Raw genomic sequence first — 15,184 nt, forward strand, 5'->3', positions numbered from 1 at the left:
GGCGCATTACCGCACAAGCCCCAGCTCAGGGTCCTCGCGCAGTTTCCCGAGCGCCCGGGACACCGCCGACTTGACCGTGCCCACCGACACCCCGAGCACCTCGGCCGTCTGGACCTCGCTGAGGTCCTCGTAGTACCTCAGCACGACCATCGCCCGCTGCCGGTCGGGCAGCTTCATGATCGCCCTCCACATCGCGTCGTGCAGCGCCTGCTGCTCGGCCGGGTCCTCCCCGTCCGGCAACGGCTCCGGCTCGGGCAGCTCCTCGCACACGAACTCGTCGACCTTGCGCTTGCGCCACTGCGAGGTGCGCGTGTTCAGCAGCGCCCGGCGCACATAGCCGTCCAGCGCCCGGTGGTCCTCGATCCGCTCCCAGGCGACGTACGTCTTGGTGAGCGCGGTCTGCAGCAGGTCCTCCGCGTCGCTCGGGTTCGCGGTCAGCGACCGGGCGGTGCGCAGCAGCACCGGCTGCCGGGCCCTGACGTACGAGGCGAACGACGGGTACGGCAGGGTCTGCGTCGCCGGGCCGGCGGCGGTCGAAGCGCTGGTGCAGACGGGTGTGGTCATGGCTCCACGCTATGAGCGAGGGCACCTCCGGCTCATCGGCCGCAGGTCCCGAAGGCGAGTCCGCCTCAGGTTGTAGGGGTGGGGCTGACTCCACCTCCTGAAGGTGGACGGACGGGGCCGGACTACTGCGGGATGACCCCTGGGGGGCGCTCGGGGGTGCGGGCGGGCGGAGGCCAGGCGGGAGCCATCTGGGTGCCGGGGCGGGAGCCATCTGGGTGCCGGGGCGGGACCCGTCTGGATGTCGCCGCGGGACCCGTCTGGATGGCGGGGCGGACACTCTCCCGTCGGTTTCGTCCGAGGTCAGGACGGTCAGTCGTCCGAGGTCAGGACCGTCAGTCGTCCGCGGCCAGGACCAGGCCCGACGTGGGCACGCCGGTGCCGGCCGTGACCAGGACCCGCTCGGCCCCGGGTATGGGGTTCACCGCCGTACCCCGTAGCTGCCTCACCCCCTCCGCGATCCCGTTCATCCCGTGGAGGTACGCCTCCCCGAGCTGTCCTCCGTGCGTGTTGATCGGCAACCTCTCCTCGGCCACGAACTCCGCCGCCTCCCCCTTCCCGCAGAACCCGAACTCCTCCAGCTGCATCAGCACGAACGGTGTGAAGTGGTCGTACAGGATCGCCACGTCCACCTCGGCCGGCCCCAGGCCCGCCGTCCGCCACAGCTGGCGGGCCACCACGTCCATCTCCGGCAGGCCGGTCAGGTCGTCGCGGTAGAAGCTGGTCATCTGCTCCTGGCCGCGGCCCGCGCCCTGGGCGGCCGCCGCGATGACGGCCGGTGGGTGCGGCAGGTCACGGGCCCGCTCCACCGAGGTGACCACGATCGCCTGGCCGCCGTCCGTCTCCTGGCAGCAGTCCAGCAGCCGGAGCGGCTCGACTATCCAGCGCGAGGCCGCGTGGTCGGCGAGGGTGATGGGACGGCCGTGGAAGTACGCGGCGGGGTTCGTCGCCGCCCACTTCCGGTCCACCACCGCCACATGCCCGAAGGCCTCCGGGGTCAGCCCGTACGTGTGCAGATACCGCTGGGCCGCCATCGCCACCCAGGACGCCGGGGTGAGCAGCCCGAACGGCAGGGACCAGCCGAGCGCCGCGCCCTCCGCCGACGGCTCCCGGTGCTGGACGCCGGAGCCGAAGCGGCGGCCGGATCTCTCGTTGAAGGCGCGGTAGCAGACGACCACTTCCGCGACCCCCGTGGCCACCGCGAGCGCCGCCTGCTGGACCGTCGCGCAGGCCGCGCCGCCGCCGTAGTGGATGCGGGAGAAGAAGGACAGCTCTCCGATGCCGGCCGCCTGGGCGACGGTGATCTCCGGGCTGGTGTCCATCGTGAACGTGACCATCCCGTCCACGTCCCCCGGGGTCAGCCCCGCGTCGTCGAGCGCGGCCCGCACCGCCTCCACCGCCAGCCGCAGCTCGCTGCGCCCGGAATCCTTGGAGAACTCGGTGGCCCCGATGCCGGCGATCGCGGCCCGGCCGCCGAGGGCGTCCCGCTTGCGCACGCTCACCGGGCACCCCCCGAGGGGACGCTGACCGTGACCGTGACCGTGCCCGTGACGTGTCTGCCGATGCCGTTCGCCCCGACCACCTTCACGGTCGCCGTCGCCGTCGCCGTGACCGCGTCGGTCTCCTCGGTCACTTCCTCGACCGTGCCCGTCAACACCATCGTGTCCCCCGGGTAGTTGGGCGCCCCCAGCCGTATGGCCACCTTGCGGAGCACGGCCGTCGGACCGAAGTGGTCGGTGATGTAGCGGCCGACCAGGCCGTTGGTCGTCAGGATGTTCATGAAGATGTCCGGGGAGCCCTTCTGCCGGGCCAGCTCGGCGTCGTGGTGAACGTCCTGGTAGTCGCGGGAGGCGATGGCCCCGGCGACGATCAGGGTGCGGGTGATCGGGATCTCCAGTGGCGGCAGTTGCTCGCCGGCCCTGACCTGCCTGCTCATGCGACCTCCTCCCGGGCGCGGAACACGGGCAGCACCAACTCGTCGTCGTACCGCTGGAATTCGAGATGGACGGGCAGGCCTATGTGCACCTTGTCGTAGGGCGTGCCGATGACGTTGCTGATCATGCGGACGCCTTCGGCCAGCTCCACCAGGGCGACCGCGTAAGGGGGGTCGAACGCCGGGAAGGGGGGGTGGTGCATGACGACGTACGAATAGACCGTGCCCTCGCCGCTCGCCTCCAGCGTGTCCCAGTCCAGGGCGCCGCACGCGTTGCAGCCCGGGAGCCAGGGGAAGCGGAGGGTGGTGCAGGACGTGCAGCGCTGGATGAGGAGGCGGTGTTGTTCGACTCCTTCCCAGAAGCCGGCGTTGTCACGGTTGACGACCGGGCGCGGGCGGCGGGGCTGCTCCTGTGGCCGACTCCGGGCCGCGGGGGCGTACTTGAGGATGCGGAAGCGGTGGGTGCCGGCCAGGGCGCGGTCCGGGCCCGCGCGGACGTCCGTGCGTGTCGTGACGAAGTAGCCCGTGCCGAGTTTGGTCGTCTTGCGCTCCGAGACCGACTCGATCACCGTGTCGAAGGTGACCTCGTCGCCCGGGCGCAGGGCTCTGACGTACTCCTGCTCGCAGTCGGTGGCGACGACCGAGGTGCAGCCCGCTTCGTCGAGCAGGCCGAGGAGTTCGTCGAACGCCGCGGAGCGGCCCGAGTGGCCGGAGAGGCCGCCCATCGTCCAGGCCTGGAGCATGGTGGGCGGGGCCATGGCGTCCGGGCCCTCGTACGCCGGGTTGGTGTCGCCCATCGCCTCGCACCAGTGCCGGATCATGGGCAGGTTGACGGGGTCCTTGCCCTGGCCGGCGACGGCGGCCGCGCGTCCTTCGTACGTCTTCAGCCGCATCCCCAGCTCATCGCTCGCCTCCGGCCCACCGCTCATCGTCGCCCCCTCGTGCCGTGCCGCATCGCATTGACACTTCTGGTACACCGCAGCCGCCGGCCGGGTTCCCTCGACTCCGACAGGAGTTTCTGACTGTCCGTCAGATTTGATGCACTGTCAAGGTGGGCCTCGGCCAGGCGAAAACGCCTGTGCCCGCCACACGCGAAAACACCTGTGCCCGCCATCTGTGAAAACACCTGCGCGCGCCATCTGTGAAAACCCCGCGCCCGCCACACGCGAAAACGCCTGCGCGGCGATGCCGAAGCACCGCCGCGCAGACGCGTTACACCCCACGGAGCACACCCCTCGGGTCCCTTCCTCCCGGGCCCTCCGACGGCCGGGAGTCAGGGACGGCGGCTCACCAGAGGTTGGTGAAGTTGACGGCGACGTTCTCGTTTCCCTGGTTGATGGCCGTGAACGCGGAGCCGTTGACCTGGGCGGTGTTGCTCTGGTTCGAGGCGCCGGAGCCGACCGCGTTCTGCTGCGTGGTGGACGAGTTGCCGTTGTTGTCGTGGCCGACGCCGCTGCCGACGATGCTCGCGACACCCGCGTTCGATCCGTCGTCCGCGAAGCCGCCGTTGTCCGCCGCCGCGACGCCGGTGAACAGGGCGGCTGCCAGCGGGAGGGCGGAGACGGCGGCGATGACGCGGGCGGTACGGATGCTTGCCATGTTTCTTCCTCCAGAACCCGGCTTCTTGCCGGAAGTACGTCAAGTAAGGCTGTTACCAGGGCAGTTGGCCGACCGCCTCGGTGTTGTGCACGACGTCGCGAGACCAGAGTTGCCCACCGAATCCCCGGCGAACCACCCCGGAAGCCCCGATTCCCACTCAAGTGCTACGACAAGTCGATAAACCCCTTTCACCACTTCCAACGCCCAGGTCGGGGCAGTACGGGCGAGTCGGCCCCAAGCGCCGCAGGCGGTGAAGCGTTCCGGCAGATTTCCGGCCAATTCGTTTCGGCCCGGCGAGTCGCGGCCGAGCCCTCTTCCCTTTTTCGAACATGCGTACGAACATGGAGTCATGGCCACCATCGACCGGCAGGCCACGACGCTGGCCCTCGCACACGCTTTGTCAGCCGCCGAGCGCGGACTGGCCGTCATCCCCCTGTCCCGGACCAAACTCCCGGCCCTGCGCTCCCCCCACCGCGACGACCCCGACCCCCACCGCTGCCACGGCGAGTGCGGCCGCCTCGGCCACGGCGTGTACGACGCCTCGACCGACCCGGCGCGCATCCGCGAACTGTTCGCCGCCGCGCCCTGGGCGACCGGCTACGGCATCGCCTGCGGGCTGCCCCCGCACCACCTGATCGGCATCGACCTCGACACGAAGACCGGCACCGACTCCTCCACGGCCCTGCGCGAACTGGCCCTGCGGCACCTGTTCACCATCCCGGACACGGTGGTCGTGCTCACGCCCAGCGGCGGCCGCCACCTCTGGCTGACCGGCCCGTCCGACGCGGCCGTACCCAATTCGGCCGGCCGCCTCGCCCCCGGCATCGACATCCGCGGCGCCGGCGGCTACCTCGTCGGCCCCGGCTCCCGTACCGAACACGGCGTGTACGCGACCGCCCCCGGCACCGCCCACCTCGCACCCGCCGTCTGCCCGCCTGCCCTGCTGCGCCTGCTCCTGCCGCCGCCGCGCCCCGTCCACCCCGCGACCCACCCCTCGGCCGGCGACCACGGGCAGGGCCTGGTGCAGTTCGTGCTCGCCGCGCACGAGGGACAGCGCAACACCCGCCTGTTCTGGGCCGCCTGCCGCGCCTACGAGAACGGCATCGGGCCGGCCCTCGTCGCCCCGCTGGTCGACGCGGCGCTCAACACCGGCCTGTCGGAACGGGAGGCGCGGGCGACGATCGCGTCGGCGGCACGGATGACGGGGCACCGCCCCTGAGGCCAGGCACACCCAGCACCCAGCAGGCAGGGCGGCGGCAGGCAGGCCCCAGGAAGGCGCCGGAAGAACCGAAGGAACCAGATGCAAGACCGCCCTAGAGTGCGGATCATGTCGCTGACCCGCGTGATCCTCACTTCCGGCCGCTCCGTCGACCTGTCCGAGGTGCGATTCTCGTCGACGTACGGAGGGATGCTGGAGGGTTATCCCTGCAAGCCGGTCAACGAGATGAAGATCAAGGGTCTGCTGCACACGGCCGAGAGCGCCTTCCGCGCGCCGGTCCACCTGGTGCCGCCCGAGCGCGAATACCCGGACCAGTACGCCGGCGCGTTCGGGCCGGTCGAGGTGCTGCCGCCGGTGGCCTGTGTCGGCGCCTTCCGCTCCACGGCCCTCGACCCGGCGCACGACCCGGTGCTCTTCCGCTCGGCCCTGACGGTCATATGGTTCCAGTCCACGCCCCGGGTGCCGTCGGACTGCGACGCGGTCACGGCACTGCGGGACGTGGACTGGGAGGGGCTCGCCGAGGACTACGAGCTGTAGGCCCCGAGGACTGCCTGGGCGCGGGTCAGCCGTTGCCGCCCCGGCAGCGCTCGGTCGCCTCGCAGCCCCGCTGGTACGGGTTCGCCTGGACGGGCGGGATGTTCAGGCCCGTGTCCCAGGAGAAGTGGGCGTCCCGGTCGGTGATCGGGTTGTAGCGGAAGTTGCGGTTGTAGTTGGGGTTCGCCACCCAGCGGTCGTAACGGAAGGTGACGCTCTGCGGCATCAGGATCGAGCCGTTGGCCCGGCCTTCCATCGTGTAGATGTGGACGCCGGTGATCGCCTGCGGCGGGATGCGGCGGAAGAAGGCCCACTCGTCCTGGCTCGCGTAGTGGTCGTGCAGCGACCTGTCGCCCCGCAGCTGGTCCGGGACGTGCAGGATGAACTGCGCGAACTGCGGGTTGATCGTGTACACGAAGGTCCGGTCGGTGATCACCGAGTGCTGGCAGCTGGACGTCACCAGCCAGCCGACGACCGGGATGGACTGGCCGATCGACCACCCCACGCCCTGGCAGCGCGGCTGGCTCGCGGACGCGGCGAGGTTGCGCATGCCCTGGCTGCGCGCGAACTGCTCGGCCACGCCACGCGTACCCGACGTGGAGATGTAACCGCTGTTGTTGGCCCGGTCGCCGCGGACGTGCGCCACCAGGTCGTAGTTCGTCCCGCGCGAGACGAAGCCGTTGGCGAAGATGTCGTTCGGGTAGCGGGAGTCGCCGCGGTACATCACGCCGGGCAGCGAGCCCTGGGACAGTGCGCCGTTCGGCTCGTCCTGCGCGCTGGCCCTGCCCGTGTTCGTCACGAGGGCGCCGGCGGCGACGATCGCGACGAGCAGCAGCTGCATGACGAGGAGGACGGGCCGCGACATCCTCCGAGACGCCTGGCGCCGGAAGGACCCGGCGTTGGTGTGGGACATGCGTGCTTCTCCAGTGTTCGGTCTGCCGGAAACCGGCCTGACCCGACCGAATCTGGCGCACCGGAAGTTGATCCTCACCCCCTTCCACCAGGGCAATCAATCCCATGGCGGGCCCGGACGAACGCCGATGGGGTGCCTCTCGGTGAGAGACACCCCATCTGACGAGCACGGTCTACGGCCTGTGCGGAGGCGGTGGGATTTGAACCCACGGTGACATCGCTGCCACGACGGTTTTCAAGACCGTTCCCTTCGGCCGCTCGGGCACGCCTCCCCGCGCCGCCCTGGAGATCGGCGGCGCGGGGACAAGAGTAACGGGTTGGTCCACGCGCGCGTGGGGCAGTTGTCGCCGAACCGGGGAGGTACGCGCGCGTGGGTCGAGGGATCAGCTGTCGCCGGTGCGGGAGCCCAGCGTGAGCTGGACCGTGTGGGACTTGCCGTCCCGCTCGTAGGTGATCGTGACCTTGTCGCCGGGCTTGTGGGTCCAGATCTCACCGATCAGGGTCGGGCCGGAGTCGATCACCCGGTCGTCGAGCTTGGTGATGACGTCGCCGGGCTTGAGGCCGGCCTTGTCGGCGGGGCCGCCGGACTCGACCGCGGAGGCACCGCCCGCGCCCGTGTCGGTGATCTTGGCGCCGCCGCTGGAGTCCTCCAGGGAGACCGAGGCGCCGATCTTCGCGTAGACCGGCTTGCCGGTCTGGATCAGCTGCTGGGCGACGTACTTGGCCTGGTTGATCGGGATGGCGAAGCCGAGGCCGATCGAGCCGGACTGGCTGGTGCCGCCCAGGCCGCCGCTGCCCGTGGACTGGATCGCGGAGTTGATGCCGATCACGTTGCCCTGGGCGTCCAGGAGCGGGCCGCCGGAGTTGCCCGGGTTGATCGACGCGTCGGTCTGCAGCGCGCTCATGTACGAGGCGTTGGAGCCGGTTCCGTCGCTCGAGGCGACCGGGCGGTTCTTGGCGCTGATGATGCCCGTCGTCACCGTGTTGGACAGGCCGAAGGGGGCGCCGATCGCGATCGTGGAGTCGCCGACGGCCACCTTGTCGGAGTCGCCGAGCGTCAGGGGCTGGAGGTCCGACGGCGGGTTCTTGAGCTTGATGACCGCGACGTCGTAACCCTGCGCGTGGCCGACCACCTCGGCGTCGTACTTCTTGCCGTTCGGGAAGGTCGCCGTCAGCTTGCCGCCGTCGAGGGCGTCGGCGACGACGTGGTTGTTGGTGACGATGTGGCCCTGGGTGTCGAAGACGAACCCGGTGCCGGTGCCGCCCTCGCCGCTGTTCGACTCGGCCTCGATGGTGACCGTGCTGGGCAGCGCCTTGGCGGCGACGGCCGCGACCGTGCCGGCGTCACGCTTGACCTGGCCGCCGCTGGTGGACGAGGAGACCGTCGTGGAGCCGGTGTTGTCGTCGTTGTTCTTGGCCAGCGTGTAGCCGAGACCGCCGCCCAGGCCGCCGGCGACCAGCGCGGCGACCAGGATCGCGGCGACGAGTCCGCCGCGGCGGGACTTCGGGGACGGCGGCTGCTGCTGGTACGAGGATCCCCAGTCGGAGCCGGAACCCGCGCCGCCGTCGGAGTACGACGGGGTCGCGGGGGGCGGGGGCGGCCAGGAGGCGTCCGGGGCCGACCCGCTGCCGGGCTGGGGGTTGTTCGACTCCGTCGACGCGTACGCGGGCGCGTGGCCCGCGTGCACCAGCTCCTGCTCCTGCGCGCCGGGGGCGCTCGGGGGCACCGGCGGGAGCGGAGCGGTGGGCGCGCTCCCCTCCGGGGCGGCGGGTGCCGAGGGAGCGGGAGCGTCCACCGGCACGGGGGGTGCGGACGGGGCCGGGGGTACCGGGGTGCCCTCGTTCTCGGTGCTCACAGCTTCTCTCCTCGGTCCACGGCTGTTCTTCTGGGTCGCACTCGGTCACGCCCGTTCTCGTTGTCGACGGTCCGGCGCGCTGCAGCTGTGCATGTCCTTTTGTATGCCGTCAGCTTTTCCCATGAGCCGTCAGGGCACCATAAGCGGTGCCTGTGGGTCTGGGGCAGTTCCTTATATAGGTCATGACACGCAAAAGGGGTGCAATCTCTGACCCTCCGACCGCACGACTACCCCCGTGCGGTGGCACCATGACGCGGTGACCCACGCACGGCAGCACTCGATCCAAGTCGTCGCCCACCGGGGCGCCTCCGAAGAGGCCCCGGAGCACACCCTGGCCGCGTACAAGAAGGCGATCGAGGACGGTGCGGACGCCCTCGAATGCGATGTACGCCTGACGGCGGACGGCCACCTCGTCTGCGTCCACGACCGCCGCGTCAACCGTACGTCCAACGGCCGCGGCGCGGTCTCGGCGCTGGAGCTCGCCGAGCTCGCCGCCCTGGACTTCGGCTCCTGGAAGACGCGGGACGCCTGGAAGGGGCGGGACGAGGAGCCCGACTGGGAGTTCCGGCCGGAGGACCGCGAGGACACCTCCGTACTGACCCTGGAGCGGCTGCTCGAACTCGTCGCGGACGCCGGGCGGCGGGTGGAACTCGCCATCGAGACCAAGCACCCCACGCGGTGGGCGGGGCAGGTGGAGGAGCGGCTGCTGGTGCTGCTGAAGCGGTTCGGGCTGGACGCGCCGGCCTCGGCCGCCGAGTCGCCGGTGCGCGTGATGAGTTTCTCGGCGCGGTCGCTGCATCGCGTGCGTGCCGCGTCGCCGACGCTGCCGACGGTCTATCTGCTGCAGTTCCTCTCGCCCCGGCTGCGCGACGGACGGCTGCCCGCGGGTGTCCGGATCGCGGGCCCCTCGATCCGGATCGTGCGCAACCACCCCGCGTACATCCAGCGGCTGAAGCGGGCCGGTCACCAGGTGCACGTGTGGACGGTGAACGAGCCCGAGGACGTGGACCTCTGCGTCGAGCTGGGCATCGACGCCATCATCACCAACCGCCCGCGCGCGGTACTGCGTCAGCTCGGGCGGGATGCCGGTATCTGACGGTGTGCCACTGGTAAAGACCTGTGAAGAACCCTTGACCCTTCCGCCCCTCTGGCACCATTCTCCCTTTCCGGACACCGTCGAAATCAAGCCACGCGACTACGGGGAGTGCACCGGCGCGTTCGGTCCGTATTCGATCGTTGCGAATGCGTCACCGAACGTGGATTGGCCGGTTTCCGGTACAGGCCAATGGGGCATCCACACCGTGGCGTGGGGCAAAGGAGGTCTCGGGGGTGGCGTTGGTGGTGGCACAGGAGGTGCCCACGTCGTCGAGCATGGCCGTACCCCATGGCCCTGCGGGCGTGGGGGAGGCGAGACACCGTATGCGCGAGCAGCTGCGCAGGGGCGGTGTGTCGGAGTCGGTCATCGACGATGCCGTACTGATTCTTTCCGAACTCTTGAGCAATGCGTGCAAGCACGGCCGGCCGCTTGGCGACGCCCTGGCCGGGGACGGCGACGTCCGGGCGGCCTGGCGGGTCGACCGCGGCGGCAGGCTCACCGTGGAGGTGACGGACGGTGGCGGACCCACCCGTCCGGCTCCGGCCACTCCCTCGGTCACCGCGCACGGCGGCCGCGGGCTGAACATCATCACCGCGCTTGCCGACGACTGGGGAGTACGGGACGACGCGCGCGGCGAGGTCACCGTGTGGGTCGTGGTGCACGAGGACGTTCATGATCCGGACGCGGGTCACCGTCGCGACGACTTCGCTACGCGCGTCACGGCGCCGACGGTCTCGCGGGTGCCGGGGATGCCGGGGATGGGGTACGTGGAGGCGTTCGACGACCTGGACTAGGTCGCGGACCTTGTCCACAGGCTGCCGCCGTCCACAGGCTTCCGCTGTCCACAGGTCCGTCATCCACAGCCCCGTCATCCACAGGCTCCCGTCGCCGATGGCGTGAACGGCTAGGCTCCCGCCGTACGAGACGAGCCGTAACCGGGAGACACCCACGATGGCCAAGAAGCGACCTCAGACCAAGGCCAAGCAGCCGCAGCTCACCGATGGGGAGATCCCGGTCGTCGGTGCCCGTGAGCCCTGCCCCTGTGGCAGCGGCCGGCGGTACAAGGCCTGTCACGGCCGGGCCGCGGCGCAGGCCTCGACCGAGCTGGTGCACCGGCCCTTCGAGGGGCTGGCCGGTGAGTGCGACTGGGTGGCGCTGCGCGAGCTGGTGCCGGCGGCGACCGTCGAGCTGACGCTCAAGGGCGGCCTGCCCGAGGGAGTCCCGTCCGTCACGCTCGCGACCGTGCTGCCGATGGCCTGGCCGGCGCTGCGCCGCGACGACGGCTCGGTGCTGCTCGGCCTGCAGAACGACACGGCGTCCGGCGACATCAGCCGCGACCTGGCCGACACCCTGCAGCGCGCGCTGACCGCCGAGCCGGGCACGCCGGTCGAGGGCCGTCGCGCGCCCGCCGAGGGTCCGCGGCTGCAGGATCTGCTGGATCCCGAAGGCACGTTCGAGCCAGTTGTGCACGAGGGCTTCGAGTTCTGGGTGCCGGACGCGGAGAACGCGACGCCTGATGTGACCGCTTCTCTGGAGCGTGCGAACGCCGCGGCGATCCCGACCGTGAAGCTGACGGGCGTGGACGCGGCGTACTGGTGCGAGACGCCGGAGAAGAACCACCTGCGCTGGGTCATGCCGCACCCGGAGGAGCAGCTTCTGGACGCGCTCGCCCGACTGCACGCGGCGGGCCGCTCCAACCTCGGCGAAGGGACCCGCCTGGTGGGCTCCTTCCGCGCTCACGGGCTCACCGTGCCGGTCTGGGACCTGCCCAGCGGCGTCGGCGCGGAGGACATCGAGAAGCCGGCCGCCGAGTTCGCGGAGCGCCTTGCCGGTGCCCTCGCCGCGGACGCGCCGCTGACCGCGGACGAGCGCCGGGCGCGCGGCGGTCTCACCAACCGGCAGGTCACGCTCAGTTGACAGACCGTGACGAAATCGGGTGCGGCTGACCGACCGGTCAGCCGCGTCCGATCTCGTGGCACCGGTGACTCCGCTCACAAGTCCCGTCAGGGACAAGCAAATACGTGACCGGAAACCCCGGATCGAATTTGCGAACCGCCGATCTCTTGTTACCGTTCCAGTAGCCCGGTTGCTGGTGCATCCCCCGTCGCCAGCAACCGGGTCTTTTCATGCCCGGGTTCCTTTTACGGAACTCCGCCGGACGTCAACTGCCGTTCGAGGCCCCGGAGTTGCTTCCGGACCTCAGCAGGAGCGGCCCGCGTCCGCCCCGCGCCGCGAACTCCGCGAAGGCCGTGTACGCGTCCGCCCCGCCCCGGGTGCGCTCCCGCGGCGTCTCGCACGTCCCCGGTTCGTCCCCGGCGCCCACGGCACAGTTGATCTGCACGGTGCGGCCCTCGGGTCCCATGAGGCTCAGTACGGAGTCCAGGGCGTCGCCGGTCGCGTTGCGGTAGTAGGTGCGCGCCCAGGTGTCCGCACCCTGCGTGAGCACACAGGTCTGCGCCTCGATGCCCTCGGGCGAGGTGAGTTCGGGACCGCAGCGGGCGGCGGTGGCCAGGCCGAGGCCCAGCAGCAGCGGCGACTCGGTGGGTGCGACGGTGGGCGCCTTGGCGTCGGCGGAGGGGGAGGAACGTACGGGCTCGCGCGCGGGGGCGCGTACGACGGCGCGGCCCTCGTCGCCCGCCGGTCCCGCGGACGCCACGGCCAGCGGCAGCGCGACCGCGCACGCCACGACGCCCGCGAGGGCGAGCAGACGAAGGTTCATACAGCGGAAGATAACGACCACACGCGCGTGTACCGTCCGCGCGCGCTCGACACCCCTACAACTCGGGCGCGCTCACACCCGTACGAGTGAGGGCCTCGACCGCGGCGTCCACCACGGCCTCGACGTCGGGGACCCAGGGGGAGGCGGAGCCGGGCAGCGGTGCGCGCTCCCAGCGGATCTCGCCCTCGCCGGTCTCGGACGGGGGCAGGGCGAGGTAGCCGCCCTCGCCGTGGAAGCGGAGCGAGCCGGGGACGAAGTCCTTGGCGTACAGCAGTTCGCCCAACTGCTCCATGGAGTACGGCTTGACCAGGATCGCCCAGCGGCTGGGCGAGGCCACGACCGGACCGAGACGCATGCCCATGCGGTCGAGGGCGGTCAGGGCCTGCGCGGCCGCGAGGGCCGGCAGGCTCACCGCGCAGGGGGCCTTGCCACCGGTGGCCAGGACGATCGGCGCGGTGGGGCGGTTGGTCCACCACCAGCGCACCATGCGGGCGTCCGTGGTGGCCGCGAGCAGACCGGGGTCGAAGGGGTGTGCACCGGGCACCGTGCAGTCCGGGTCGGGGCAAGCGCAGCGGGAACGTCCCTGCGGGTCCGCCGCCGCACCCGGGAGTACGGGCCACTGCCATTCCGCCGCGAAGGTCAGGGCCGCGCTGATCAACTCAGGCCTCCCGTCGCTGCGCTGGGACAGGAGCCTGCGTCGCCTTCCGAGGATCTCGCGCATGAGCGCTCGTTCCTTTCCGTTGCACCGCTGGCAACACCGTGGGCCACATCACACCATGTGTCGATCACTTCACTGTGCGTACCTGTTGGCGCATCACACCCGCGTCCAGAACACGGGGAACCCCATACTGCGTCTATCAAAAGCATGGGCGTGGCGTGGGGTGGCGAAGTCTGGCGTTTTGCCGTCCCGCGTATTTCTCTCCGCCTCCGCCACGGGAGGATGGGGCACGGTCGTCGGTGGATAGGACGCCGGGGTCGGTCACCAGGTTCCGGGTGACTGTCAACCACCCCTGGCCTTCTCCGAGTACGTACCCATCACGACCGCTGTGACGCTCTGTGGAGCAAGGCCAGTCGACCGCAATACCCCGTTACCCGAGTCAGTTTTAAGCCAACTTTGCTTTATGGCAAGGGGTGCACCGGTGACCCACGGACACCAGGAATCCCAGCAGGACAATGCTGGACATCCCCTTACGAGTGCGTGTACATGTGGAGACACTGCTAGCGGCGCAGAATGACATGGGGGTTTGCGATGCTTTTGAGCAATACGCACCGGTCGGAAAGCCGGACGCCATGAACGCCCCTCACCCTCCGAAAGTGGCCGGAATCGATTCAACGGTTCCCTCGCCCGCACACACTGTCGCGCCCGCGCCCGTGGCCCCGGACACCCCTGCGGTACCCCCGCCGAACCCACCGGGAGCACTGCTCCAGGACCGTCTCGCCGGCTGGGTCTCGGACCTCACGACACTCCACGAACTCACCGAACGCCTGGCCCGCACGGACGCACTCCGCGAGGCCCTGACCGAACTGCTGCGCGCCGGAGCCGCCCTGGTGGGCGCCCGGCGCGGTCTCGTCGTACTGGAACCCGGCGACGGTCTGGGACCGGACACCACGATCGGCCTCGGCCTCGCCCGCGCCGACCTCGGTCACATCGAGACCGTGCCGCGCAGCGCGATGTCGTACGGCCGCATCCTGGACGGACTGCCGGGCGCGGACGGCGAGATCGCCGAGCCGGACCTGCTCGCCGAGGACGGCCTCGACCCCCGCCACCGCGAGGTCGCCGCCCGCCTCGGCTACGCCGCCTGCTACGCACTCCCCCTGGCCACCGAGGGCGCGGGCCGGATCGGCGCCGCCGTGTGGCTCTACGACGAGCCCGCCGAGCCGGTCGAACGCCAGCGCCATCTGGTGGGCCTGTACGCGCGTTACGCCGGTGAGCACCTGGCGCGGCTCGTCGAGGTGGAGCGCACGCGCGCGTGCATGGCGACCATGGCCGAGGAGCTGCTGCCGTCCCGGCTCCCCCGCGTCGCCGGTGTCCAGTTGGCCGCACGTCATCGCACCGGGCCGCGCGGGGGCGGCGACTGGTACGACGCGCTGCCGCTGCCGGACGCCGCGCTCGGTCTCGCGGTCGGCTCGGTGACCGGTTCCGGGCCGAGCGCGGTCGCCGCGATGGGCCGGCTGCGCGCCTCCCTGCGCGCGTACGCCGTGATGGAGGGCGAGGACCCGGTCGCAGTCCTGTCCGATCTCGAACTGCTGCTGCGCCTCACCGAGCCCGCCCGCTCCGCCACCGCCCTGTTCGCCTACTGCGAACCCGCGCTGCGCAAGATCACCCTCGCGGGTGCCGGGCACTGCCCGCCGCTGCTGGTCGGCGAGCGCCGCACCGAGTACGTGGAGACCTCGGTGTCCGCGCCGCTCGGCATGCTCGCCTGCTGGGAGGCGCCGAGCGTGGAGTTGCAGGCCGAGCCCGGCGAGACGGTACTGCTGTACACCGACGGCCTGCTGCACCGCACCGGCGACCCGACCGACCGCGCCTTCGCCCGGCTGCACTCGGCGGCGGCGAGCGTGCCCAGGGCGCTGCGGCACGACCCGGACGCGATCGCCGACCACGTGCTGCGGACCGTGCTGCCGGACGGACTGGACCAGGCGGACGGCGAGGAGGACGTCGTACTGCTCGCGGCGCGCTTCGAGTAGGTGGTCGGTAACAGGTCCTTCGCCCCTGGGCCCCCTTCCGTACGACCGTACGATGGAGGGGGTCCAGTGC

General features: G+C 71.0%; 15 protein-coding genes and 1 tRNA gene. 6 read left to right on the forward strand and 10 right to left on the reverse strand.

Translation table 11 applies throughout. The features are described 5' to 3' along the window. Positions 1 to 6 precede the first annotated feature (6 nt). The 5 genes from MQP27_RS26400 to MQP27_RS26420 all read right to left on the reverse strand — a co-directional run bounded on the left by MQP27_RS26400 (position 7) and on the right by MQP27_RS26420 (position 4,093). Positions 7 to 564, reverse strand: coding sequence for a SigE family RNA polymerase sigma factor (locus MQP27_RS26400; RefSeq protein WP_242768194.1), 558 nt, complete (start codon positions 562 to 564; stop codon positions 7 to 9). A gap of 332 nt (positions 565 to 896) precedes the next feature. Continuing rightward, positions 897 to 2,063 (reverse strand): lipid-transfer protein, encoded by a 1,167-nt coding sequence (locus MQP27_RS26405; protein ID WP_242768196.1) that lies wholly within the window; start codon positions 2,061 to 2,063, stop codon positions 897 to 899. Continuing rightward, positions 2,060 to 2,497 (reverse strand): MaoC/PaaZ C-terminal domain-containing protein, encoded by a 438-nt coding sequence (locus MQP27_RS26410; protein ID WP_242768198.1) that lies wholly within the window; start codon positions 2,495 to 2,497, stop codon positions 2,060 to 2,062. Before MQP27_RS26410 ends, MQP27_RS26405 begins: the two co-directional genes overlap by 4 nt. Next, complete coding sequence (locus MQP27_RS26415; RefSeq protein WP_242768200.1) at positions 2,494 to 3,423, reverse strand: bifunctional MaoC family dehydratase N-terminal/OB-fold nucleic acid binding domain-containing protein; 930 nt, start codon at positions 3,421 to 3,423, stop codon at positions 2,494 to 2,496. The genes MQP27_RS26410 and MQP27_RS26415 overlap by 4 nt, the downstream gene beginning before the upstream one ends. Positions 3,424 to 3,781: 358 nt before the next feature. After that, positions 3,782 to 4,093 (reverse strand): hypothetical protein, encoded by a 312-nt coding sequence (locus tag MQP27_RS26420; protein ID WP_242768202.1) that lies wholly within the window; start codon positions 4,091 to 4,093, stop codon positions 3,782 to 3,784. Positions 4,094 to 4,442: 349 nt separating this feature from the next. Here MQP27_RS26420 and MQP27_RS26425 point away from each other — a divergent pair, with 349 nt between their 5' ends. Both MQP27_RS26425 and MQP27_RS26430 read left to right on the forward strand, forming a co-directional pair. Continuing rightward, on the forward strand, positions 4,443 to 5,312 hold the full coding sequence (locus MQP27_RS26425) for a bifunctional DNA primase/polymerase (protein ID WP_242768204.1): 870 nt from the start codon (positions 4,443 to 4,445) through the stop codon (positions 5,310 to 5,312). 108 nt (positions 5,313 to 5,420) lie between these two features. Beyond that, complete coding sequence (locus MQP27_RS26430) at positions 5,421 to 5,849, forward strand: hypothetical protein (RefSeq protein ID WP_242768206.1); 429 nt, start codon at positions 5,421 to 5,423, stop codon at positions 5,847 to 5,849. 25 nt (positions 5,850 to 5,874) lie between these two features. Here MQP27_RS26430 and MQP27_RS26435 read toward each other — a convergent pair whose 3' ends face one another. The 3 genes from MQP27_RS26435 to MQP27_RS26445 all read right to left on the reverse strand — a co-directional run bounded on the left by MQP27_RS26435 (position 5,875) and on the right by MQP27_RS26445 (position 8,614). Continuing rightward, positions 5,875 to 6,759: a hypothetical protein gene (locus MQP27_RS26435; RefSeq protein ID WP_242768207.1), complete on the reverse strand. Its 885-nt coding sequence runs from the start codon at positions 6,757 to 6,759 to the stop codon at positions 5,875 to 5,877. A 184-nt stretch (positions 6,760 to 6,943) separates the two neighbouring features. Then, a tRNA-Ser gene (locus MQP27_RS26440) sits at positions 6,944 to 7,030 on the reverse strand. A 111-nt stretch (positions 7,031 to 7,141) separates the two neighbouring features. Continuing rightward, positions 7,142 to 8,614, reverse strand: coding sequence for a S1C family serine protease (locus tag MQP27_RS26445; protein ID WP_242768208.1), 1,473 nt, complete (start codon positions 8,612 to 8,614; stop codon positions 7,142 to 7,144). 256 nt (positions 8,615 to 8,870) lie between these two features. Here MQP27_RS26445 and MQP27_RS26450 point away from each other — a divergent pair, with 256 nt between their 5' ends. The 3 genes from MQP27_RS26450 (at position 8,871) to MQP27_RS26460 (ending at position 11,627) form a co-directional block, all read left to right on the forward strand. After that, positions 8,871 to 9,710, forward strand: coding sequence for a glycerophosphodiester phosphodiesterase (locus MQP27_RS26450; protein ID WP_242768209.1), 840 nt, complete (start codon positions 8,871 to 8,873; stop codon positions 9,708 to 9,710). Positions 9,711 to 9,856: 146 nt separating this feature from the next. Continuing rightward, complete coding sequence (locus tag MQP27_RS26455) at positions 9,857 to 10,504, forward strand: ATP-binding protein (RefSeq protein ID WP_242768210.1); 648 nt, start codon at positions 9,857 to 9,859, stop codon at positions 10,502 to 10,504. A 157-nt stretch (positions 10,505 to 10,661) separates the two neighbouring features. Next, positions 10,662 to 11,627, forward strand: coding sequence for a DUF5926 family protein (locus tag MQP27_RS26460; RefSeq protein ID WP_242768211.1), 966 nt, complete (start codon positions 10,662 to 10,664; stop codon positions 11,625 to 11,627). Positions 11,628 to 11,871: 244 nt separating this feature from the next. Here MQP27_RS26460 and MQP27_RS26465 read toward each other — a convergent pair whose 3' ends face one another. Then, a complete protein-coding gene (locus MQP27_RS26465) occupies positions 11,872 to 12,429 on the reverse strand; it encodes a hypothetical protein (RefSeq protein ID WP_242768212.1) in 558 nt (185 codons plus the stop codon). Positions 12,430 to 12,484: 55 nt separating this feature from the next. Beyond that, the gene (locus MQP27_RS26470; RefSeq protein ID WP_242768213.1) at positions 12,485 to 13,150 is read right to left on the reverse strand and encodes a bifunctional DNA primase/polymerase; all 666 of its coding nucleotides are present in this window, start codon (positions 13,148 to 13,150) and stop codon (positions 12,485 to 12,487) included. A 452-nt stretch (positions 13,151 to 13,602) separates the two neighbouring features. On the opposite strand from MQP27_RS26470, the gene MQP27_RS26475 reads away from it, so the two are divergent. Beyond that, a complete protein-coding gene (locus tag MQP27_RS26475; protein WP_242768214.1) occupies positions 13,603 to 15,114 on the forward strand; it encodes a PP2C family protein-serine/threonine phosphatase in 1,512 nt (503 codons plus the stop codon). Positions 15,115 to 15,184: the final 70 nt, after the last annotated feature.

The sequence above is a fragment of the Streptomyces cylindrosporus genome, from assembly GCF_022698165.1.
In the GTDB taxonomy this organism is placed as follows: Bacteria; Actinomycetota; Actinomycetes; order Streptomycetales; family Streptomycetaceae; genus Streptomyces; species Streptomyces cylindrosporus.